At 50.4% G+C, this 19,492-nt stretch carries 19 protein-coding genes; 9 read left to right on the top strand and 10 right to left on the bottom strand.

Translation table 11 applies throughout. The annotated features are described in order from the left end of the window. The first annotated feature begins 5 nt into the window (after positions 1 to 5). Positions 6 to 1,172 carry an MFS transporter gene (locus D6029_RS02515; RefSeq protein ID WP_120063250.1) on the top strand — a complete coding sequence of 389 codons (1,167 nt, stop codon included), beginning with the start codon at positions 6 to 8 and terminating at the stop codon, positions 1,170 to 1,172. On the opposite strand, the gene D6029_RS02510 is transcribed toward D6029_RS02515, so the two are convergent. Then, on the bottom strand, positions 1,173 to 2,096 hold the full coding sequence (locus D6029_RS02510; protein ID WP_120063249.1) for a LysR family transcriptional regulator: 924 nt from the start codon (positions 2,094 to 2,096) through the stop codon (positions 1,173 to 1,175). A gap of 112 nt (positions 2,097 to 2,208) precedes the next feature. Between D6029_RS02510 and lysA the strand changes: the two genes are divergently transcribed. Further along, complete coding sequence (lysA, locus tag D6029_RS02500; protein WP_120063247.1) at positions 2,209 to 3,468, top strand: diaminopimelate decarboxylase; 1,260 nt, start codon at positions 2,209 to 2,211, stop codon at positions 3,466 to 3,468. Here the strand turns inward: lysA and D6029_RS02495 are convergent. Beyond that, positions 3,441 to 4,469, bottom strand: a complete 1,029-nt coding sequence (locus tag D6029_RS02495; RefSeq protein WP_120063246.1) for a LacI family DNA-binding transcriptional regulator — start codon at positions 4,467 to 4,469, stop codon at positions 3,441 to 3,443. The genes lysA and D6029_RS02495 overlap by 28 nt on opposite strands. Positions 4,470 to 4,766: 297 nt before the next feature. Here D6029_RS02495 and D6029_RS02490 point away from each other — a divergent pair, with 297 nt between their 5' ends. The 4 genes from D6029_RS02490 to D6029_RS02475 all read left to right on the top strand — a co-directional run bounded on the left by D6029_RS02490 (position 4,767) and on the right by D6029_RS02475 (position 8,947). After that, complete coding sequence (locus tag D6029_RS02490; RefSeq protein WP_120063245.1) at positions 4,767 to 6,104, top strand: PTS sugar transporter subunit IIC; 1,338 nt, start codon at positions 4,767 to 4,769, stop codon at positions 6,102 to 6,104. Positions 6,105 to 6,111: 7 nt separating this feature from the next. Further along, positions 6,112 to 7,539 (top strand): glycoside hydrolase family 1 protein, encoded by a 1,428-nt coding sequence (locus D6029_RS02485; RefSeq protein WP_120063244.1) that lies wholly within the window; start codon positions 6,112 to 6,114, stop codon positions 7,537 to 7,539. 188 nt (positions 7,540 to 7,727) lie between these two features. Beyond that, positions 7,728 to 8,501 carry a GntR family transcriptional regulator gene (locus tag D6029_RS02480; RefSeq protein WP_120063243.1) on the top strand — a complete coding sequence of 258 codons (774 nt, stop codon included), beginning with the start codon at positions 7,728 to 7,730 and terminating at the stop codon, positions 8,499 to 8,501. Continuing rightward, positions 8,498 to 8,947, top strand: a complete 450-nt coding sequence (locus tag D6029_RS02475; RefSeq protein ID WP_120063242.1) for a GNAT family N-acetyltransferase — start codon at positions 8,498 to 8,500, stop codon at positions 8,945 to 8,947. Before D6029_RS02480 ends, D6029_RS02475 begins: the two co-directional genes overlap by 4 nt. Before the next feature lie 4 nt (positions 8,948 to 8,951). Here D6029_RS02475 and D6029_RS02470 read toward each other — a convergent pair whose 3' ends face one another. From D6029_RS02470 to galR, 4 genes are all read right to left on the bottom strand, one after another. Continuing rightward, complete coding sequence (locus tag D6029_RS02470) at positions 8,952 to 9,419, bottom strand: hypothetical protein (protein ID WP_147365214.1); 468 nt, start codon at positions 9,417 to 9,419, stop codon at positions 8,952 to 8,954. Next, positions 9,403 to 10,275, bottom strand: a complete 873-nt coding sequence (locus tag D6029_RS02465) for a hypothetical protein (RefSeq protein ID WP_120063240.1) — start codon at positions 10,273 to 10,275, stop codon at positions 9,403 to 9,405. The genes D6029_RS02470 and D6029_RS02465 overlap by 17 nt, the downstream gene beginning before the upstream one ends. Before the next feature lie 30 nt (positions 10,276 to 10,305). Continuing rightward, on the bottom strand, positions 10,306 to 10,785 hold the full coding sequence (locus D6029_RS02460; protein ID WP_120063239.1) for an Hcp family type VI secretion system effector: 480 nt from the start codon (positions 10,783 to 10,785) through the stop codon (positions 10,306 to 10,308). A 237-nt stretch (positions 10,786 to 11,022) separates the two neighbouring features. Next, a complete protein-coding gene (gene galR, locus D6029_RS02455; protein WP_120063238.1) occupies positions 11,023 to 12,030 on the bottom strand; it encodes an HTH-type transcriptional regulator GalR in 1,008 nt (335 codons plus the stop codon). Positions 12,031 to 12,517: 487 nt separating this feature from the next. On the opposite strand from galR, the gene aas reads away from it, so the two are divergent. Further along, positions 12,518 to 14,677, top strand: coding sequence for a bifunctional acyl-ACP--phospholipid O-acyltransferase/long-chain-fatty-acid--ACP ligase (gene aas, locus D6029_RS02445; protein WP_120063236.1), 2,160 nt, complete (start codon positions 12,518 to 12,520; stop codon positions 14,675 to 14,677). Further along, complete coding sequence (gene lplT, locus D6029_RS02440) at positions 14,670 to 15,866, top strand: lysophospholipid transporter LplT (protein ID WP_120063235.1); 1,197 nt, start codon at positions 14,670 to 14,672, stop codon at positions 15,864 to 15,866. The genes aas and lplT overlap by 8 nt, the downstream gene beginning before the upstream one ends. A 36-nt stretch (positions 15,867 to 15,902) precedes the next feature. Here the strand turns inward: lplT and D6029_RS02435 are convergent, their stop codons facing one another. After that, entirely contained in the window at positions 15,903 to 16,943 is a 1,041-nt protein-coding gene (locus tag D6029_RS02435) for an NADP(H)-dependent aldo-keto reductase (RefSeq protein WP_120063234.1), read from the bottom strand. 66 nt (positions 16,944 to 17,009) lie between these two features. Here D6029_RS02435 and D6029_RS22475 point away from each other — a divergent pair, with 66 nt between their 5' ends. Continuing rightward, on the top strand, positions 17,010 to 17,246 hold the full coding sequence (locus D6029_RS22475; protein WP_167455961.1) for a hypothetical protein: 237 nt from the start codon (positions 17,010 to 17,012) through the stop codon (positions 17,244 to 17,246). A gap of 40 nt (positions 17,247 to 17,286) precedes the next feature. On the opposite strand, the gene D6029_RS02430 is transcribed toward D6029_RS22475, so the two are convergent. From D6029_RS02430 to mutH, 3 genes are all read right to left on the bottom strand, one after another. Beyond that, on the bottom strand, positions 17,287 to 17,505 hold the full coding sequence (locus D6029_RS02430; protein ID WP_064543789.1) for a YgdI/YgdR family lipoprotein: 219 nt from the start codon (positions 17,503 to 17,505) through the stop codon (positions 17,287 to 17,289). Positions 17,506 to 17,629: 124 nt separating this feature from the next. Next, positions 17,630 to 18,343, bottom strand: a complete 714-nt coding sequence (locus D6029_RS02425) for a TerC family protein (protein WP_120063233.1) — start codon at positions 18,341 to 18,343, stop codon at positions 17,630 to 17,632. A 73-nt stretch (positions 18,344 to 18,416) separates the two neighbouring features. Next, positions 18,417 to 19,103 carry a DNA mismatch repair endonuclease MutH gene (gene mutH, locus D6029_RS02420; protein ID WP_120063232.1) on the bottom strand — a complete coding sequence of 229 codons (687 nt, stop codon included), beginning with the start codon at positions 19,101 to 19,103 and terminating at the stop codon, positions 18,417 to 18,419. Positions 19,104 to 19,492 lie beyond the last annotated feature (389 nt).

Here is a 19,492-nt window from a genome sequence, read left to right as displayed (position 1 = left end):
TTTCCATGCCAATTTCCTTACTCGCGCTGGCGATGAGTGCGTTTGCCATCGGCACGACGGAATTCGTCATTATGGGGCTGCTGCCCGATGTCGCCGGGGATCTGTCGATATCGATTCCCACTGCGGGCTGGCTGATTAGCGGTTATGCGCTCGGCGTGGCGATTGGTGCGCCGATCATGGCGTTACTGACTGCTCGCTTGCCGCGCAAACTGTCGTTGGTTTTGTTGATGGTGATTTTTATCGTCGGCAACATCCTGTGTGCGCTGGCGCTCAATTACCAATTCCTGATGCTGGCTCGCATTATTACCGCACTTTGTCACGGAGCTTTCTTCGGTATTGGCGCGGTTGTGGCGGCAAGCCTGGTGGCCCCTAATCGTAAAGCCTCGGCGGTGGCGTTGATGTTCACCGGCCTGACGTTAGCCAACGTGCTTGGCGTGCCGATTGGCACCTGGTTCGGTCAACTATATGGCTGGCGCTCAACGTTTTGGGGAGTCGCGATTATTGGCGTGGTGGCGTTTATCGCGCTGATTGTCAGTTTGCCCTCGCAAAAAGAGGAAACGCCGACCGATCTCAAACGCGAAGTCAGCGCGCTGGCGAATGGCAAACTTTGGCTTTCGCTGGCAATGACGGTCTTTTTCGCCGCCGCGATGTTTGCGCTGTTTAGTTATATTGCGCCAATGCTTTTGCAGGTGACGGGGGTGACGCACCAGGGCGTGAGCTGGACGCTGTTCCTGATTGGCGCGGGTTTAACGGTGGGGAATATTCTCGGCGGACGTCTGGCAGACTGGAAAGTCTCTTTTAGTTTGATCTTGAGTTTTAGCCTGATTGCCATTTTCTCGTTGCTATTCCGCTGGACCAGTCACGGCCTGTGGCTGGCTGAAATCACGCTATTTCTCTGGGCGATGGCGGCGTTTGCCACGGTTCCTGCGCTGCAAATCAATGTGGTTCTTCACGGCAAAGATGCGCCGAATTTAGTTTCAACGCTGAACATTGCCGCGTTTAACGTTGGCAATGCTTTAGGCGCGTGGGTCGGCGGTTCTGTGATAGCTCACGGTTATGGCCTGACGACGGTGCCGGTTGCGGCGGCAGGGCTTGCCGCGATTGGGTTGGTTATCTGCCTGATTAACTTCAGCAATGGCACCGGGCATCATCACCCGGTCACCGAACAATAATCACGCGTCCAGCAGGGCGTTTAGCGGCTCAATATAAATCTGCATACTGTTTTGCAGGTGCTCGCTAAACGCGCTGACGAGGGCGGAAGCAGGGCGGTGCAGGGGGCGAATCAGGCTGACGGTAAACGGCACCGCCACGCTAAAGCGCCGCGCAACAACACCACTCGAAGCGTAATCCAGCGCGGTCAACGGATTGACTACCGACACGCCCACTCCCGCCCGCACCATCGCACAAACCGATGCCGCGCTGTGCGTTTCCATCACCATTCGCCGCTTAACGTCATGCTCCTGGAACAGTGAATCCAGAAGCTGGCGATAGCTGTCGGTGCGCGAAAGGCTGATGTAGTTTTCCCCGGCGAAATCCTGCGGCGTGAGCACTTTTTTATGCGCGAGGCGATGGCCTGCGGGTAATACACAAACTTCGTTGAGCGTCAGTAACGTCTGGCGCTCGGTTCCGGCGGGCGTGACGGTGTTTTCGGTTAGCCCTAAATCGTGGCGCTGGGCGGAAAGCCATTCCTCTAACAGCGGGGATTCCTGCGGCACGATATTCAGGCTGAGTTCCGGGTAACGCGCCAGAAACGGCTGCACTAACACCGGCAAAAAAGATTGTGAAAATACCGGCAGGCAGGCAATCGACAGCTCGCCCTGGCGGAATTCACGCAGGCTTTCGGCGGCACTGAGGATCCTGTCCAGCCCGTACCAGGAACGCTGCACTTCCTCAAATAATCGTAAACCCTGCACTGTAGGGTGCAATCGCCCACGGCTACGTTCGAATAATTGCAGGCCAATCAGTTTCTCAAAGCGTGCCAGCTCGCGGCTGACGGTGGGCTGCGAGGTATGCAGCAATCCGGCGGCTTCAGTGAGGTTCCCGGCGGTCATCACCGCGTGGAAAATTTCGATATGGCGTAGGGTTATTGATGGCATAGCGTTCTCCTTAATCCATATCAGTTTTGCATAGACTAGAGAGAAAACGATATTTTTTCTTCACTTCACACTGTGGCGTAATACAAAAAATGAATTGTTGCCGGAGCCAAACATGCCACGCCCACTCAATAACACTGACACCGCGCTGAATGCGCAAAACCTGCTGGCGTTGCCTGCGGAATTTGGCTGCCCGGTCTGGGTTTATGATGCCGAAATTATTCGCCAGCAAATTGCCCAACTGCGCCAGTTTGATGTGATTCGTTTTGCGCAAAAAGCCTGTTCGAATATTCATATTCTGCGCCTGATGCGCGAGCAGGGCGTGAAGGTGGATTCGGTTTCGCAGGGTGAAATTGTGCGTGCTTTGGCTGCGGGCTATAACCCGCTGGAAAACAAAGACGACATCGTATTCACCGCCGATATGATTGACCAGGCCACGTTGGCGCTGGTGGCGGAGCAACAAATTCCGGTTAACGCCGGTTCTGTGGATATGCTGCAACAGCTGGGCGAAGTGTCGCCGGGCCATCGCGTCTGGCTGCGTGTGAACCCTGGTTTCGGGCACGGTCACAGCCAGAAAACGAATACCGGCGGCGAAAACAGCAAGCACGGTATCTGGCATGCGGATTTGCCGCAGGCGTTAGAAGTCATTCAACGTTATAAACTGCAACTGGTCGGCATTCATATGCACATTGGTTCCGGCGTGGATTACGGCCATCTTGAGCGTGTTTGTGGTGCGATGGTGCAGCAGGTGATTGATTTTGGTCAGGATCTGGAGGCGATTTCCGCAGGCGGCGGTTTGTCTATTCCGTATCGCGAAGGCGAAGAAACCATCGATACCAGTCACTATTACGGTTTATGGAATGCGGCGCGTGAGAAAATTGCTCAGCGTCTGGGGCATCCGGTGAAGCTGGAAATCGAACCGGGTCGTTTCCTGGTGGCGGAATCCGGCGTGCTGGTGGCGCAGGTGCGCTCGGTTAAAAACATGGGCTCGCGCCACTTCGTGCTGATTGACGCAGGTTTTAACGACCTGATGCGTCCGTCCATGTACGGCAGTTATCACCATATTTCTGCGCTGGCAGGCGACGGGCGTGAACTCGCTTCAGTTCCAACAGTAGAAACCGTCGTGGCCGGGCCGTTGTGCGAATCGGGCGATGTGTTTACTCAGCAAGAGGGCGGCAAAGTGGAAACCCGTGCGCTGCCGCCGGTGCAGGTCGGTGATTATTTAGTGCTGCACGATACCGGTGCGTACGGTGCGTCGATGTCATCGAATTACAACAGCCGCCCGTTGTTGCCGGAAGTATTGTTTGATAATGGCGAGGCGCGACTGATTCGTCGCCGCCAGACCATTCAGGAATTGCTGGATTTAGAGTTGTAATACGGCCCTGGGCCGACGGACTCACGCAACACCAGTTTGCCGACAAACGGCGGGATGGCTTTAAGCAACTCGCCGTTTGCCAGTTTTATCGCCTGGTCGATGGCTGTGGTAATCATGCTGTCGATAGGCAAGTAAACGCTGGATAAGGCAGGTTCCAACCATTGCGCACTCGGCGCATCATCAAAACCAAACAACGAAATATCCTGCGGAATACGCACACCCGCCTGATGCAGCGCTTTTGAAGCGCCCAGCGCCATATCATCGTTACAGGCAAACAGCGCGCTAAACGGCACCTGGCTTTCGAGTAATTCCTGACACAACTTATGGCCGAGCATCATGCTGGAATCGCCGTATTTAACGCGATCCTCATTAAAAGTGATGCCATGTTTCTGCAATGCTTTGCGATACCCCATCAGGCGGGCCTGGCCGGTTGGTGTGGAAATCGGCACGGTAATGCAGGCGATTTCGCGGTGGCCTTGCTCAATGAGATACTCGGTTGCCTGAAAAGCAGCATCTTGCTGCTCGAAGAAAACGCAGCGGTCACGCGCCTGGCTGACGTCGCGGTTAATCACCACCAGCGGCACTTTGATGGAGTTCATCAGCGACAATAACGTTCGCTCGTTCATAAAGCGCGTGTACAGCACGATGGCGTCGCAATGGCGATCAACCAGCATTTGCACCGCTTCCAACTCTTTTTGCGGTGTATCGTGCCCGTCGGTGACAATTAGCTGCTTGCCCCAGGCTTCAGTTTGACGCGAGGCTTGTTGAAGCAGGCGGCCAAAGTAAAACCCATCGAAAGTCGATACCACCAGACCCACGCTATTACTGCTGCGGTTTGCCAGCGAGCGCGCCAGAAAATTAGGCCGATAGCCCAACTCTTCCATGGCGGTAAACACCTGTTCGCGGGTGCTCTCTTTTACTTGCCCAATCCCATTAAGCACGCGCGATACCGTTGCTTTGGAAACGCCTGCGCGTAGCGCGACATCCAGCATTGTTACCATCAATTCATTCCTGAGTAAGACGCTTGCCGCGTGATCGCATAATTTCGCTAGTTTATCACGCTGAGAATATGAAACATCGGGCTTGCGGGTTCGTTATGCCACGGATCACGCTTTTGAATAATTCAGACCACTTATCTTTATTTGGTATACCAAAACAATTTTATTGGAATTCCAATATAACGTTGTGAGACGTTTATCACGGAAATGCTACGGAGTTGCTTCTATTTTTGGTATACCAAATCGGTCGTCTTCCATCGCTTTGAATAATAAAAAAACGACAACACTGAGGTATACCCTATGGCTTTGCAGGAAAAGTTAATCGACTCTCTGGGAAGTTTCGCTACTAAATTCAATAGCTACCGCTATATTATGGCGATCAAAGCTTCTTTTATTACCCTGATGCCGGTGATCATCGTCGGGGCGTTTTCAGTTTTAATCTCGAATATGGTTCTCGACCCGAAAAACGGTCTCGCCAGTTTTTCTGCACTGTCATTTCTCGCTCAGTTAAAGCCGATTACCGCGGCTATTAACTACGCCACGCTTAACTTTTTGAACATTGGCGCGGTGTTTCTGATTGGTATTGAGCTCGGACGAATCAACGGCATAAAAAGCCTGTTCCCCGGTTTGCTGGCGGTGATCTGCTTTATTTGCGTCACGCCAACCACCATCGAAATGATGGTCGATGGGCAAATGCATATGGTGAAAGACATTCTGGCGCGCCAGTTTTCTGACACCCGCAGCCTGTTCCTCGGCATGTTTATCGCTATTTTGTCGGTGGAAATTTACTGCTGGCTGGAAAAACGTGAAGGGCTGAAGATCAAAATGCCCGATACCGTTCCGCCTAACGTTTCTGCTTCGTTCTCCGCATTGATCCCGTCAATTATTACCGTGACCGCCATCGCCACTTTCGGCTTTGTTTTCCACCAGACCACCGGCATGTATCTGTATGACGCGGTGTATCAGGTGGTGCAGCAACCGCTGGAAAAAGTGGTGCAGAGCCTGCCGGGAATTTTGCTGCTGATGTTTGTCGCCCAGCTGTTCTGGGTGATTGGCATTCACGGTAATCAGATGATTAAACCTATCCGCGAGCCGCTTTTGCTCGGGGCGATTACTGTCAACATGAGCGCGTTTGAGCAGGGCAAGGAGATCCCGAATATCATCACCATGCCGTTCTGGGATGTGTATATGAGTATCGGCGGCTCCGGTTTAACGATTGGCCTGCTGATTGCGGTGATGATCGCCACTAAGCGCAAAGAAATGAAAGAGATAGCCAAACTCTCTTTTGGCCCGGGGATCTTCAATATTAACGAGCCGGTGATTTTTGGTATGCCGATTATGCTCAACCCAATTTTGGCCATTCCTTTCATCATTACGCCGCTGGTGACAGGCTCCATTGGCTACTTCGCCACGGCAATGGGCTTTGCCGGGAAAGCAGTGGTGATGGTGCCGTGGACTACGCCGCCGTTGATTAACGCCTGGCTTTCTACCGCAGGGTCCATGGGCGCGGTGGTTACCCAACTGGGCTGCATTCTGGTTTCCATTCTGATTTACCTGCCGTTTGTGAAAATTGCCTCTCGCCGAGCTGAACAGGCGCAGTTGCAGGCCGAACAGCAGCAAATTGCCAACAACGCGTGAGGAAGGCATGAGCAACGTAAAAATCACAATCCCAAAAGACTTTATCCTTGGCGCGGCGGCCTCGGCGTGGCAAACCGAAGGCTGGAGCGGCAAGAAAGAAGGGCAAGATTCCTGGCTCGACGCCTGGTATAAAAACGACCGCCACGTCTGGCACGAAGGCTACGGCCCGGCGGTTGCGACAGATTTCATCAACCGCTACCGCGAAGACGTGGCGTTGATGAAACAGGCGGGTTTGACGCACTACCGCACCTCAATCAACTGGTCGCGCTTTTTCATCGATTATGAAACCGGCGTGGTTGATGAAGAGTACGCGCAATATTACGACAATCTCATTGATGAGATGCGCCGTACCGGCATTGAACCGATGATCTGCCTCGAGCATTACGAATTGCCCGCCACGCTGTTTGAAACTTATGGCGGCTGGGCATCGAAAAAGGTGGTCGAGCTGTATGTGTTGTACGCTGAAAAAGTCTTTGCCCGATATGCTCACAAAGTGAATCGCTGGTTTACCTTTAACGAGCCAATTGTGGTGCAAACCCGCGTTTATCTTGATGCGTTACGCTGGCCTTATGAGCAAAACACGCACAAGTGGATGCAGTGGAATCATCACAAAAACCTCGCCACGGCAAAAGTGGTGAAGCTGTTCCGTGAAAAAGGTTATAGCGGAACCGTGGGTTGTATTCTCAATCCTGAAGTGACTTATGCGCGTTCCAGTGCGGCTCATGACCAGAAAGCCGCGCAGATTTATGACTTGTTCTATAACCGCGTGTTTTTAGACCCGCTGGTGCACGGGGAATATCCGCCACAGCTAATCGAACTGCTGGAAAAACATGATGTGCAGTGGGATTACACAGCAGAAGAGCTGGCGATTATCCGTGAAAACACCGTCGATGAACTGGGTATCAATCTATATTATCCGCACCGCGTCAAAGCGCCGTCACGCGCCTGGAACCCAGAAACGCCATTCCATCCGGCTTATTATTACGAACCGTTTGAATTGCCTGGGCGGCGGATGAATAAGTCGCGCGGCTGGGAAATCTACCCGCGCATTGTTTATGACATGGCGATGCGGATAAAAACGGAATATCGCAATATTCCGTGGTTTGTCGCAGAAAGCGGAATGGGAACGGAAAACGAAGCGCAATTCCGTAACGCCGATGGCGTGATTGAAGATGATTATCGCATCGCGTTTATCAGCGAGCATTTGTATCAGACGCTACGCGCTCGCGAAGATGGCGCTAACTGCCAGGGCTATATGTTATGGGCCTTCACCGATAATGTGTCGCCAATGAACGCCTTCAAAAACCGCTATGGTTTAATTGAAATCAACCTGCAAAACAACCGCGAGCGGCGGGCGAAAAAATCAGCCCACTGGTATCGGACGCTGGGGGAAACGCGCACCTTGCAGCTCAACGTTGACGATGAATGGAAATAATCACTGATAACGTCGCTAAGCCGGTTTTGTAGGGGGGTAAGCGTTAGCGCCATCCACCATTTGCGTCAGTGATGTCGGATGTCGCTGCGCTTATCCGACCTACTCAGTGGATTAATTTGATAAGCTAGCGGGTATAAATCAGCGGCAGCAAAGTGTGCCACTGAGAATCAACACATGCGGGTGATATTGTGGACAAGGTAGTGCTTTCGCCAGAAAAAAAACAATACCAGGAAATTGGTGAGGATCTGCGCGCGCAAATCATGCAGGGGATGTATCCGGTCGGTTCGCGTTTACCGCCTGAACGTAATATTGCTGAGAAGTATGGCGTCAGCCGCACCATCGTTCGTGAAGCGCTGCTGATGCTGGAGTTGCAAGGCACGGTGGATATTCGCCAGGGTTCTGGAGTGTATGTCTCACGGATCCCGGCGGAACACGAAGCGGAAGAAGAAGCTTTTTTCAGTAGCGATATTGGCCCGTTTGAAATGTTGCAAGCGCGTCAGTTGCTGGAAAGTAACATTGCGGCCTTTGCCGCAAAAATGGCGACGAAAGCCGATATCGACAATCTCAAGCGTATCCTCGAACAGGAGCAACGCGCGATTGCGATAAACGACCTGAGCCAGGACAACTGCAAAATGTTCCACCTGGTTCTGGCAGGCGCTTCGCAAAACCAGATGCTGCTGGCGACGGTGGAAAGTATCTGGCGTCATTTAGACAGCAGCCCGATGTGGCAGCAACTGCGTGCGCATATTGATACCCGCAGCTATCGTCTGAAATGGCTCGGCGACCTGCAAACCATTCTGGCCGCGCTGCGTCGCCGCGATGTGATGGGCTCATGGCAGGCGATGTGGCAGCATTTAGAAAACGTCAAAAACAGCCTGCTCGAACAATCTGATTCCGATGCGCCGGATTTCGACGGCTATCTGTTCGAGTCGGTTCCCATCTTCCAGGGGAAGTTGATGTGAAAATCTTGCCGTTGTACGCCGCGCCTCAATACGCAGAGCAGGTCACCGACTGGATATGGCAAGCGTTCGGCATATCCGACAGCCGCGACTTCTTCGCCTCGATAGTCGCAACCAGCCAGCGGGAAGGGGAATTACCACTGACGTTCGTAGCCATCGAAGGTGAAAAACTGGTAGGAACGGTCGGATTATGGCGCTGTGATTTAATCAGCCGCCAGGATTTATACCCGTGGCTGGCGGCATTGTATATCGATGAAAACCAGCGTGGTCGCGGGCTTGGAGAAAAACTGCAACGGCACGTTATCGAACACGCCCGTGCTTTGGGTTATCCCCAGCTTTATCTTTATTCAGCCTGCAAAGATTACTACGAGCGTTTTGGCTGGGAATATATTGGCGAAGGGTTGGATTACCCGAATAAGGCTGTGCATTTGTATAAAATTGCGCTTTAACAAATTAATGATTCTCAATAATTGTTTTACAGAGTTCTGGTTTAGTAACGTAATAAAGTCCAGGAACATCGCCTTCCTCGTCACATAACGTATAATCTAGCGCTATTAATCCCAAAGGGATTACCCAAGATATGCCCATGCAAAAAATAAAACATGCAAGACTGAACAATCCCCATACAGTACCAATCAGCGTTCCCTTTTTTAGTCGTTCAACACCTTTTTGCAGAATTGTGCGGAATGCGAAAAAGAATACATAAATGAAAGTTGGTGTCGCACCAATGGCGGTAATGATTCTTCCGTCATATACAATAGTATTACCCAGTGTGACCAGAGAGTAGAGCTGATATTCTTCAATGAAAAAAATAGAGTAATATATTAGTACTACAGATACTACCATCAAAAAAACACCGGCCAATTTAAAACCTATCCATTGTAGTTTAGTATATATCCTCATTTCAAAAACCTCTTTCATGTAGGGGTTTTGAAAATGAAGTCAACCTTTGATAATCCCATTCACTCATTTTTTGCTGCGCAACGATAGCATCGCGAATTTTATTTTTTAGATCTGAAGATAGCCCCGTTTCTTTATCAAGATCATTTAATTTATTGTTTAATATTATGCCTAATCCAATGATAAATCCAGCTGTAATAATAATTGGAAAACTGAAAAATGTCATCACTCCGCCGACAATGCCAATTAAAATACTCGAGACAATTATCTTTGCTATATCCATTGGAATATCAACCATAAAATCAACAAGGTCATAGTCTGATTTAAATATTAATTCTATAACACGTAATCCTAGTGAACAATAGATACAGAACTTAACTCCTTTTATAATGGCTCCACCAAAGCCACGCATGCCAATAGCCATTTCCAGCATTTGTGGGTTTGTCGCTCCATAACGAGTCCCATTTAAGATACGGCGCATACCGGCATAACCCGTTATTTTGATATACGACTTGCCGTTGTATTTATATTCAATAGCTTTGATTTTTAAAGATTTGAAACTAAATATCAACTGTCCTACAGGGTTTGTATAAGTGGTTAATTTGCTGAGGGTACGAAATCCATCCAGGCCATCTTTAATGTTACCTGGCCCAAGTTTGTAGGAGAAAAAGTTATCTAACCCGCCAAGTAGTTCATCCGTTATCTCCTGAGCCTCTTCGACAGTTAGCAACAGTATGTATCGATTTTCAGTAATAAAATTTCCATTGATAGCCGCCATATCACGTAACACAGGGTTCATGCTCGGATAGGTTTGAAACTGATGCCCGTCACGCAAGTAATCCTGTGGTTTCTGATTTGGATCTCTTAATTCAGACATAGCAACCTCCTTGTTTATCAATATTGAGAATTAAAATACACGCTCATTCCACAGGCTATACGCACTTGTTCCTGCATCGCAATGCTCCCAGGTTATTGTCTCATAGCTGAATGTTATTTTTTCCTGAGGCTCTGCACCGTTATCCAGCAGGTTATGAGGCACAATGAATTCAGTGTTCACAATTCTGGCACCGGTAAGTTTGACTGTGTAATAAAGATTATTCATTCCCACTCGATTGGTGCGGTACAAGTCGAGGTCACAAACCAGCATTTCATTATCATTTATTGCTTTGGCTAGTAAAGGTGAGGATTTATCAATGGGTTTGATGATCACCATTTCATGATGATTCACGTTTTGTGCTCGTGACATAGAATGAGTGACGGCATAAACCATAATTTGGTCAAGATGAGCGATTTGTGCTTTGTTACCAATAGAATCTAGTGATGAGCATCCGGCAGAGATCAACCCCTGTGTTTTTCCATTAATCGTGAGATAAGCTAAGTTTGACATATTACTCCCTTAATATTATTGGCCTGAGTTATATAATAAGAACGTGTTAATGTTATTAACCCGGAACTTTGGCCTTAATATAAATCAAATGCAATAATAATATTTTTGAGGGTTTTGTTACTTTATTTATTTGTATTATAAGTTTTAATAATTAATTTATTTGATTGTTATTTGTGGTGTGAATTATTGCGCTTGTTCTTTTCAGCCAGATACTGATATCTGGCTTGTTCGACAGTTTTACTCACCCACGTACGCAATAACCGAATGGCGGCGCACAAGCGTAGGGCTAAACATATGGGTGATTTCTGGCAGCTCACGTTTTTCGGCCAGCGCCAGAGCCAGTTCTGCCGCCTGTTCCGCCATGGTAATAATGGGGTAACGAACGGTTGTCAGACGTGGGCGAACATAGCGTGAAATCAGCACGTCATCAAAACCAATCAGCGAGATTTCTTTTGGCACATCAATTCCGTTATCGTTGAGAACGCCCAGTGCGCCCGCCGCCATTGAATCGTTGTAACAGGCCACCGCGCTGAAATTCTTCCCGCGACCCAGCAGTTCGGTCATCGCCTGTTCGCCGCCACTTTCGTCCGGTTCCCCGTATGTGACTAAGCGGTCATTAATCGGCAAACCGTGCTCCGTCAGCGCGTCGTAATATCCTTGCAAACGATCCTCGGCATCCGAAATCTGGTGGTTGGAACACAAGTAGCCAATTTTGGTATGGCCTTGCTGAATCAGATGACGGGTCGCCAGCCACGCACCGTAGCGGTCATCAAGCGCCACACAACGCTGCTCGAAACCCGGCAAAATACGGTTGATTACCACCATGCCAGGCATCTGCTTCATTAATGAAATGAGTTCGTCGTCAGGGATTTTTTTCGCATGAACCACCAGCGCAGCACAGCGGTGGCGAATAAGTTGTTCAATGGCCTGGCGCTCTTTTTGTTCGTTGTGATAACCGTTACCAATGAGCAAAAAGTTACCGGTACGATAAGCGACTTGCTCGACGGCTTTAACCATCGCGCCAAAAAATGGGTCCGATACATCCCCGACAATTAAACCAATAGTTTCAGTGGTTTGCTGAGCGAGCGCGCGAGCATTTGCGTTCGGATGGTAGTTTAACTCTTCCATCGCACTGGTAACCGCCTGGCGTGAGGCATCACTGGCTTTTGGTGAGTCATTTATGACGCGAGACACCGTGGCGACAGAAACGCCTGCCAGTTTTGCTACATCCTTTATTGTCGCCATTGAAGTTTTCCTGAGTGGGTAAGCGTTTACACAGTTTTAAGTGTTACGGAAAAGCCGCGTTACTTCAAGGGCGCAACTGTTGGCAGCGTCGCAAACCTTTCTAAAATAAAACCAATTTGAGTGTAATCGTTACACGTCTGGCGTCGGGAAAATGAAGCGTAGCGGCAGAAGGTAGCATGTTCTGGATTTTTAAAGATTTCAGAGTAAATCTTTGCTTACAGTTTGCAGCGCGCTGTTGCTATTTCGCCATGGCGAAAAGTCACCCGGCACTGCTACATTTGAAATCCCAGAGGTATTGATTGGTGAGAATTCTAGTTACGTTGTTGAGTACAATTCTTTGCACCGACCTGCGCAGATGCGCAGGTTTTTTTTGCCTTTTTTTCAGATATTGCTTCCTGCCAAACTATCGCTCCTTTTTCGCTAGTCATGTAATCTGCTGCCACTACACTTAAATACCTGCGGCTTATTAATGACAAAGGGAGTTGCTATGCTTTTTGGTTTTTTTCGAGCGCTGTTTCGAATCCTGTTTCGGGTTCGTCTTTATGGCGACCAGCAAACGCTCACTCAATCACGCGTGCTGATTGTTCCAAACCACGTCTCCTTTATTGACGGTATTTTGCTGGCGCTGTTTTTACCCGGTCGCCCGGTATTTGCTGTTTACTCCTCTATCAGTCAGCAGTGGTATATGCGTTGGCTGAAGTCGCTGATTGATTTCGTGCCGCTTGACCCGACCAAACCGATGTCAATTAAACACCTGGTGCGGCTGGTGGAGCAGGGGCGTCCGGTGGTTATCTTCCCGGAAGGGCGTATTTCGGTGACCGGTTCGTTGATGAAAATCTATGAAGGTGCCGGATTTGTTGCCGCGAAGGCCAATGCAACGGTGATCCCGATTCGTATTGATGGTGCTGAATTCACTTTCTTCAGCCGCCTGAAAGGCCTGGTCAAACGCCGTTTATTCCCGCGCATTCGTTTGCATATTCTGCCGCCGACCTCAATTCCAATGCCAGATGCTCCGCGAGCGCGTGACCGCCGTAAAATGGCCGGTGAAATGCTGCATCAGATCATGATGGAAGCGCGTATGGCGGTGCGTCCGCGTGAAACTTTGTATGAAGCGTTGCTGTCCGCACAACATCGTTACGGCGAGCGCAAAAACTGCATCGAAGACATTAATTTTAAACCCGATACCTATCGTAGTTTGCTCACCAAAACTCTGTTTGTCGGGCGTATTCTCAATAAATACAGCACGCCGGGCGAAACCATTGGCCTGATGCTGCCGAATGCGGCAATCAGCGCGGCGGTGATTTTTGGTGCGTCGTCCCGTGGGCGAATTCCGGCGATGATGAACTACACCGCGGGCGTCAAAGGACTCACCAGCGCGATTACTGCCGCACAACTCAAAACCATTTTCACCTCGCGCCAGTTCCTCGATAAAGGCAAATTATGGCATCTGCCAGAGCAACTCACGCAGGTGCGTTGGGTGTTCCTGGAAGATTTAAAAGCCGACGTGACTCTGGCGGATAAGTTGTGGATTTTCGCTCACTTGCTGATGCCGCATTTGGCTCAGGTAAAACAGCAGCCGGAAGATGCCGCAATGGTGCTGTTTACGTCGGGTTCCGAAGGCAATCCAAAAGGCGTGGTTCACAGCCATAAAAGTTTGCTGGCGAACGTCGAGCAAATTCGCACCATTGCGGACTTCACGGCGAACGACCGCTTTATGTCGGCGCTGCCGTTGTTCCACTCCTTCGGTCTGACGGTGGGGTTATTTACACCGCTGCTGACAGGTGCCGAAGTGTTCCTTTACCCAAGCCCGCTACATTACCGCATCGTGCCTGAACTGGTTTACGACCGGAACTGTACCGTGCTGTTTGGCACTTCTACTTTCCTGGGTAACTACGCCCGTTTTGCCAATCCTTACGACTTCTTCCGCCTGCGTTATGTGGTGGCGGGTGCCGAAAAACTCCAGGAAAACACTAAGCAGCTTTGGCAGGATAAATTTGGCCTGCGCGTGCTGGAAGGTTATGGCGTCACTGAATGTGCGCCAGTGGTTTCCATTAACGTTCCGATGGCGGCAAAAGTCGGCACTGTGGGGCGTATTCTCCCTGCGATGGATGCCCGTCTGATGGCGGTTCCAGGGATTGAAGAGGGCGGACGGCTGCAACTGAAAGGGCCGAACATCATGAAGGGTTATCTGCGAGTAGAAAACCCAGGTGTTCTGGAAACCCCGAGTGCTGAAAATGCGGACGGCGAAATGGAGCAAGGCTGGTACGACACCGGCGATATCGTGCGTTTTGATGAACACGGTTTTTGTGTGATTCAGGGTCGAGCGAAACGCTTTGCGAAAATTGCCGGTGAAATGGTCTCGCTGGAAATGGTGGAGCAACTGGCGCTCGGCGTTTCGCCAGAAAAAATGCATGCCACGACGATTAAAAGTGATGCGGCAAAAGGCGAAGCGCTGGTGATGTTCACGACTGATAGCGAACTCAACCGCGAAAAACTGCTGCAATACGCTCGCGCTAATGGGATCCCAGAATTGGCGGTGCCGCGTGACATTCGCTTTATGAAGCAGTTGCCGCTTTTAGGCAGCGGTAAACCTGATTTCGTCAGCTTAAAAGCGCTGGTAGACCAACCGGAGACAGAGCATGCGTGATAATGCCGTAAACGATACCTCGATTTGGTCCAGAGGTATGATGGCAGTAACCTGCGCGCAATTTTTATCGGCGTTCGGTGATAATGCGTTGCTGTTTGCCACGCTGGCGGTGCTGAAACAACAGTTTTATCCCGACTGGAGCCAGCCGGTTTTACAGATGGTATTTGTTGGCGCTTACATCTTGTTTGCTCCTTTTGTCGGCCAGGTGGCTGACAGTTTTTCCAAAGGGCGCGTGATGATGTTTGCCAACAGCCTCAAGCTGATTGGTGCGGCGACGATCTGTTTCGGTCTTAATCCTTTTGTGGGTTACACGCTGGTGGGCATTGGTGCGGCGTCTTATTCGCCAGCTAAATACGGGATTCTGGGCGAACTGACAACCGGCGACCGCCTGGTGAAAGCCAACGGCCTGATGGAATCCTCGACCATTGCCGCCATTCTACTTGGCTCGATGGCGGGTGGCGTGCTGGCTGACTGGCACCTTCTTGCCGCACTTGGCGTGTGCGTTTTGATGTATGCCGGGGCGATTGTCGCCAATATCTTTATTCCAAAACTTGCACCTGCTCGCCCTGGTCAGTCATGGCGCTTTACGCCAATGACGCGCAGCTTCTTCAATGCTTGCCGCATGCTCTGGCACAACGGTGAAACGCGCTTCTCGTTAGTCGGCACCAGTTTGTTCTGGGGGGCGGGCGTCACGCTACGTTTCTTATTGGTGTTGTGGGTGCCGGTGGCGCTGGGGATTACCGATAACGCGACACCAACCTATTTAAACGCGATGGTCGCGGTTGGAATCGTAGTGGGAGCCGGTGCGGCAGCGAAACTGGTGACGCTCAAAACTGTGGCGCGTTGTATGCCCGCAGGCATCTTGATTGGCGTCGGCGTGTTGTTCTTCTCGATACAACATTCGTTGCTACCGTCGTACATGATCCTGGTGTTGATCGGGATTATGGGCGGGTTCTTTGTGGTGCCGCTCAATGCGCTGCTTCAGGAACGCGGCAAGCATTCAGTCGGTGCGGGGAATGCGATTGCGGTGCAAAATCTCGGTGAAAATACTGCGATGTTGCTGATGCTTGGGCTTTACTCGCTGGCGGTAAAAACGGGTGCGTCGATCGTCGGCATTGGTATTGGTTTTGGTGCCGTGTTCGCACTGGCTATTGGCGGGTTGTGGATTTGGCAGATTCGCCAGAAATAGTTTTTTCTCCTCTCCATCGGAGAGGAGATTTTCAAATCACGGTGCCGGATAAGTATAAATCCGGTTCACCGCTTCCAACTCCTCAAGCACGTCTTCACTTAAGTCCAGATGCAGGCTCTCAAGGTTAGTCTTCAACTGCTCAAGCGTGGTCGCGCCTAATAGCGTGCTGGCAACGAACGGCTGACGGCGGACAAATGCCAGCGCCATCTGTGCCGGGTCGAGGTTGTGACGCTTCGCCACATCCACATAAGCCGCAACCGCATGCTGAGTTTGCTCGCCGCTGTAGCGTGTGAAACGGCTAAACAGCGTGTTACGCGCACCCGCAGGCTTCGCACCATTCAGGTATTTACCCGTCAGCGTGCCAAACGCCAGGCAGGAATAAGCCAGCAGTTCCACGCCTTCGCGTTGCGTAATTTCCGCCAGGCCCACTTCATAGCTACGGTTAACCAGGCTGTATGGGTTCTGAATGGTGACGATGCGCGGCAAATCATGTTTTTCCGCCAGTTGCAGATAGCGCATCACGCCCCATGGTGTTTCATTGGAAACGCCGATGTAGCGGATTTTCCCGGCACGCTGGAACTCAGTCAGCGTTTCGAGTGTTTCCAGCAGCGTGACGGGGACAGCGTTATCCGTCCAGGTGTAACCCAGCTTGCCAAAGCAGTTGGTGGCGCGTTGCGGCCAGTGAACCTGATAAAGATCGATGTAATCGGTTTGCAAACGCTTGAGGCTGGCATCCAGCGCATCACGAATATTGCGGCGATCCAGCATTTGATTAGGGCGAATACCCGCGTCGTTGTTGCGGCTTGGGCCACTGACTTTGGTTGCGATAATCAGTTTTTCACGATTAGCGCGCTGTTTAAGCCAATTACCAACGTAAGTTTCTGTTAGCCCTTGGGTTTCTGGACGAGGTGGCACGGGATACATTTCTGCCACATCAATCAGGTTTACCCCCTGATGAACGGCGTAATCAAGCTGTTGATGCGCGTCGGCTTCGCTGTTTTGCTCACCAAACGTCATTGTTCCCAGCCCGAGCGTACTTATTTCAAGAGAGCTGTGGGGGATACGGTGATATTGCATAGCCGCCTTCCTTATTCTTCTGTCTTATCGGTCAGGGACTTGCCCGACAAAAAATGGACTATAAACATGGCAGAAGGGAGGCAAAAGCGGAAGGGGGAATGTGAAGAAAAAGTGTTACAGGCCAGCGAGGCGCTGATCATCGCATCCCCAAAATATTTCAAGCTGCGGAAAGGCGGCAAAGGAGCGAATCCCGATGAGCTTACTTTAGTAAGTGATTATTCGACCCAACAATGGGTCTCACCCCTTCTGGGCCGCTGCAAGCAGCGTTCAAATCTGCTTCCAGCAGATTTGTCGGGTGAGTGAGAGCAGCCAACGCATCTGCAGCTTGAAAGATGACGGGGATTTAGCGTTCAATGATTTGTGACACATCATCGCGGTTAATCTGCATCTCGTTGCCCTGCTGATCGCGATAGCTCACTAAGCCAGTATCGTCATCAACCTTCGGTTTTCCGTCAGTGAGGATCATACGGCCATCTTTGGTTGCCATGACGTAATCGCTGCTACAACCTGAAACCGCAAATGCCAGACCGACAGCGGAAATTAGAACTGCCCATTTTTTCATCGTTATTCGCCTCGTGTGGTTTATTGACACATACAGTTTAGTAATAACTCGACAAAGCGTAGAACGTAAGCAGTAAATTCTTAAAAGAAACAGAGGGGAAGCCAGATAGCTTCCCCTGTGAGGGTTACAGCGGGTTCTTTTTGTTGCGGATAAGATTCAGGGTTTCTACAGCGATTGAGAAGAACATCGCAAAGTAGATGTAACCTTTCGGCACATGAACATCGAAACCTTCCAGAATCAGCGTAAAGCCGACCAGCAACAGGAATGACAGCGCCAGCATTTTCACCGAAGGGTGGCGCTCAACAAAATCACCAATCGATTTTGCCGCGAACATCATCACCATCACCGCAATCACCACCGCGGCCATCATAATGAACAGATGATCGGACAGGCCAACGGCGGTAATCACCGAGTCCAGGCTGAAAATAATATCCAGCAGCATGATTTGCACGATAGCGCCGAAGAAAGAGTGAACATTGGTTTTTATGCTCTCTTCTTCGCCTTCAATAGACTCGTGGATCTCTTTGCTCGCCTTCCAGATTAAGAACAAGCCGCCCAACGCCAGAATGAGGTCGCGGGCAGAGAAATCATGGCCCATCACGGAAAACAGCGGATGAATTAAGTGCGTCATCCAGGCGATAGAAGCCAGCAAAACCAGACGCATAATCATCGCAGCGCCCAGACCCAGGCGGCGTGCTTTCGCCTGCTGCGCTTTAGGCAGCTTCGCCACAACAAGAGAGAGGAAGATGATATTGTCGATTCCCAGAACGATTTCCAGAATCGTCAGTGTCCCCAGCGCCATCCAGGCGTTAGGATCGGTAACCCATGCAAACAACATTTAAAGCCCTGCCAGAAATTATAAAACGCCAATTATAAACGCGAGCTTAACGTAGGACACAAATTAATTGGTGCTACAACGAGAAATGACGAGCCAGTAAAGCGGCGGTGAAGTTCTTTTTCAGATAAAAACCGCGAGGCAGCGTAAGAATTGGCGAACCATCCGCACCAAATGCGTCAGTCAGAGCTTTGCTGTTGGCGGCTTTGGGGCGCAACTGCAACACTTCGCCGTGGCGGGCGGTGATACGCTCGACTTGACCCAGCACAATCAAATCCATCAGCTCTTCCCAATCCAGCTGTAACTGGTGCTCTTCTTCTGCTGACGGCGCCCACAGCAGCGGTGTGCCGATATGACGTTCAGCAAGCGGGATTTGCCGCTCCCCTTCGACCGGGATCCATAACACGCGTTTCAATTTATGGCGGACATGGCTGGTTTCCCATGTCACGCCGGTATTGCCTGTCAGCGGAGCAACGCAAACAAAGGTGGTTTCCAGCGGGCGACCCAACCTATCCACAGGGATGGTTTTAAGCTCAATCCCCAATGCCGCGAAATCTTGCTCAGGTTTGCTTCCGGCGCTGGCACCCAGCCAAAGCTCGAGCAAAACCCCGATCCAGCCTTTATCGCGTTTAAGATCGTTTGGGATCGATAAACTGGCCAAAGCAGCTAATTCACCCAGCGTATAGCCTGCCAGCTTCTGGGCTTGAGCCAGTAAAATCTGTTCATTTTCTGGAGGGTTAAGTAATGGACGAAGAGCTTGCATTGTGCCTGGCTGTTGATCGGTTAAAAAACAAGCGTGGTTTACCCACAGTGTGGAAATAGTTTAGCGTGTCGTGGGTAAGAATGACAATCCACTGATTTTGAATCATTTTTATCGCTTAAAATTATCATATCTGGATTATGAAAAAACCTTTTCCCATTCTGGTCACCGGGAATGAACAGGATCTTACACCGGGTTATCCACAGAAAAATGGGATAACTGGTAAAAAAGCCCACTACTGGTTCGATTTACAGCCTTGACGGAGGGGGTAAACCCATTTTTTCACCATATTGTGACTAACTTGTTGGCACAATCTGTGGATAAAAACGTCATTGCTCGATCTTTCATCAATGGGAGATCTTCATATGTGATGATCATCACACTCCTGGGCT

Origin of the sequence: Buttiauxella izardii, from assembly GCF_003601925.1 — a bacterium.
GTDB classification, from domain to species: domain Bacteria; phylum Pseudomonadota; class Gammaproteobacteria; order Enterobacterales; family Enterobacteriaceae; genus Buttiauxella; species Buttiauxella izardii.
Note: the sequence above shows the minus strand (reverse complement) of the source record. Positions and strands in the feature narration are given on the sequence as shown.

What these genes read in the sequence shown, in the direction of transcription:
- D6029_RS02515 (WP_120063250.1), top strand. Translation starts at nt 6, where the DNA reads ATGCCAATTTCCTTACTCGCGCTGGCGATGAGTGCGTTTGCCATCGGC.
- D6029_RS02510 (WP_120063249.1), bottom strand. Translation starts at nt 2,096, where the DNA reads ATGCCATCAATAACCCTACGCCATATCGAAATTTTCCACGCGGTGATG.
- lysA (WP_120063247.1), top strand. Translation starts at nt 2,209, where the DNA reads ATGCCACGCCCACTCAATAACACTGACACCGCGCTGAATGCGCAAAAC.
- D6029_RS02495 (WP_120063246.1), bottom strand. Translation starts at nt 4,469, where the DNA reads ATGGTAACAATGCTGGATGTCGCGCTACGCGCAGGCGTTTCCAAAGCA.
- D6029_RS02490 (WP_120063245.1), top strand. Translation starts at nt 4,767, where the DNA reads ATGGCTTTGCAGGAAAAGTTAATCGACTCTCTGGGAAGTTTCGCTACT.
- D6029_RS02485 (WP_120063244.1), top strand. Translation starts at nt 6,112, where the DNA reads ATGAGCAACGTAAAAATCACAATCCCAAAAGACTTTATCCTTGGCGCG.
- D6029_RS02470 (WP_147365214.1), bottom strand. Translation starts at nt 9,419, where the DNA reads ATGAAAGAGGTTTTTGAAATGAGGATATATACTAAACTACAATGGATA.
- D6029_RS02465 (WP_120063240.1), bottom strand. Translation starts at nt 10,275, where the DNA reads ATGTCTGAATTAAGAGATCCAAATCAGAAACCACAGGATTACTTGCGT.
- D6029_RS02460 (WP_120063239.1), bottom strand. Translation starts at nt 10,785, where the DNA reads ATGTCAAACTTAGCTTATCTCACGATTAATGGAAAAACACAGGGGTTG.
- galR (WP_120063238.1), bottom strand. Translation starts at nt 12,030, where the DNA reads ATGGCGACAATAAAGGATGTAGCAAAACTGGCAGGCGTTTCTGTCGCC.
- aas (WP_120063236.1), top strand. Translation starts at nt 12,518, where the DNA reads ATGCTTTTTGGTTTTTTTCGAGCGCTGTTTCGAATCCTGTTTCGGGTT.
- lplT (WP_120063235.1), top strand. Translation starts at nt 14,670, where the DNA reads ATGCGTGATAATGCCGTAAACGATACCTCGATTTGGTCCAGAGGTATG.
- D6029_RS02435 (WP_120063234.1), bottom strand. Translation starts at nt 16,943, where the DNA reads ATGCAATATCACCGTATCCCCCACAGCTCTCTTGAAATAAGTACGCTC.
- D6029_RS22475 (WP_167455961.1), top strand. Translation starts at nt 17,010, where the DNA reads ATGGCAGAAGGGAGGCAAAAGCGGAAGGGGGAATGTGAAGAAAAAGTG.
- D6029_RS02430 (WP_064543789.1), bottom strand. Translation starts at nt 17,505, where the DNA reads ATGAAAAAATGGGCAGTTCTAATTTCCGCTGTCGGTCTGGCATTTGCG.
- D6029_RS02425 (WP_120063233.1), bottom strand. Translation starts at nt 18,343, where the DNA reads ATGTTGTTTGCATGGGTTACCGATCCTAACGCCTGGATGGCGCTGGGG.
- mutH (WP_120063232.1), bottom strand. Translation starts at nt 19,103, where the DNA reads ATGCAAGCTCTTCGTCCATTACTTAACCCTCCAGAAAATGAACAGATT.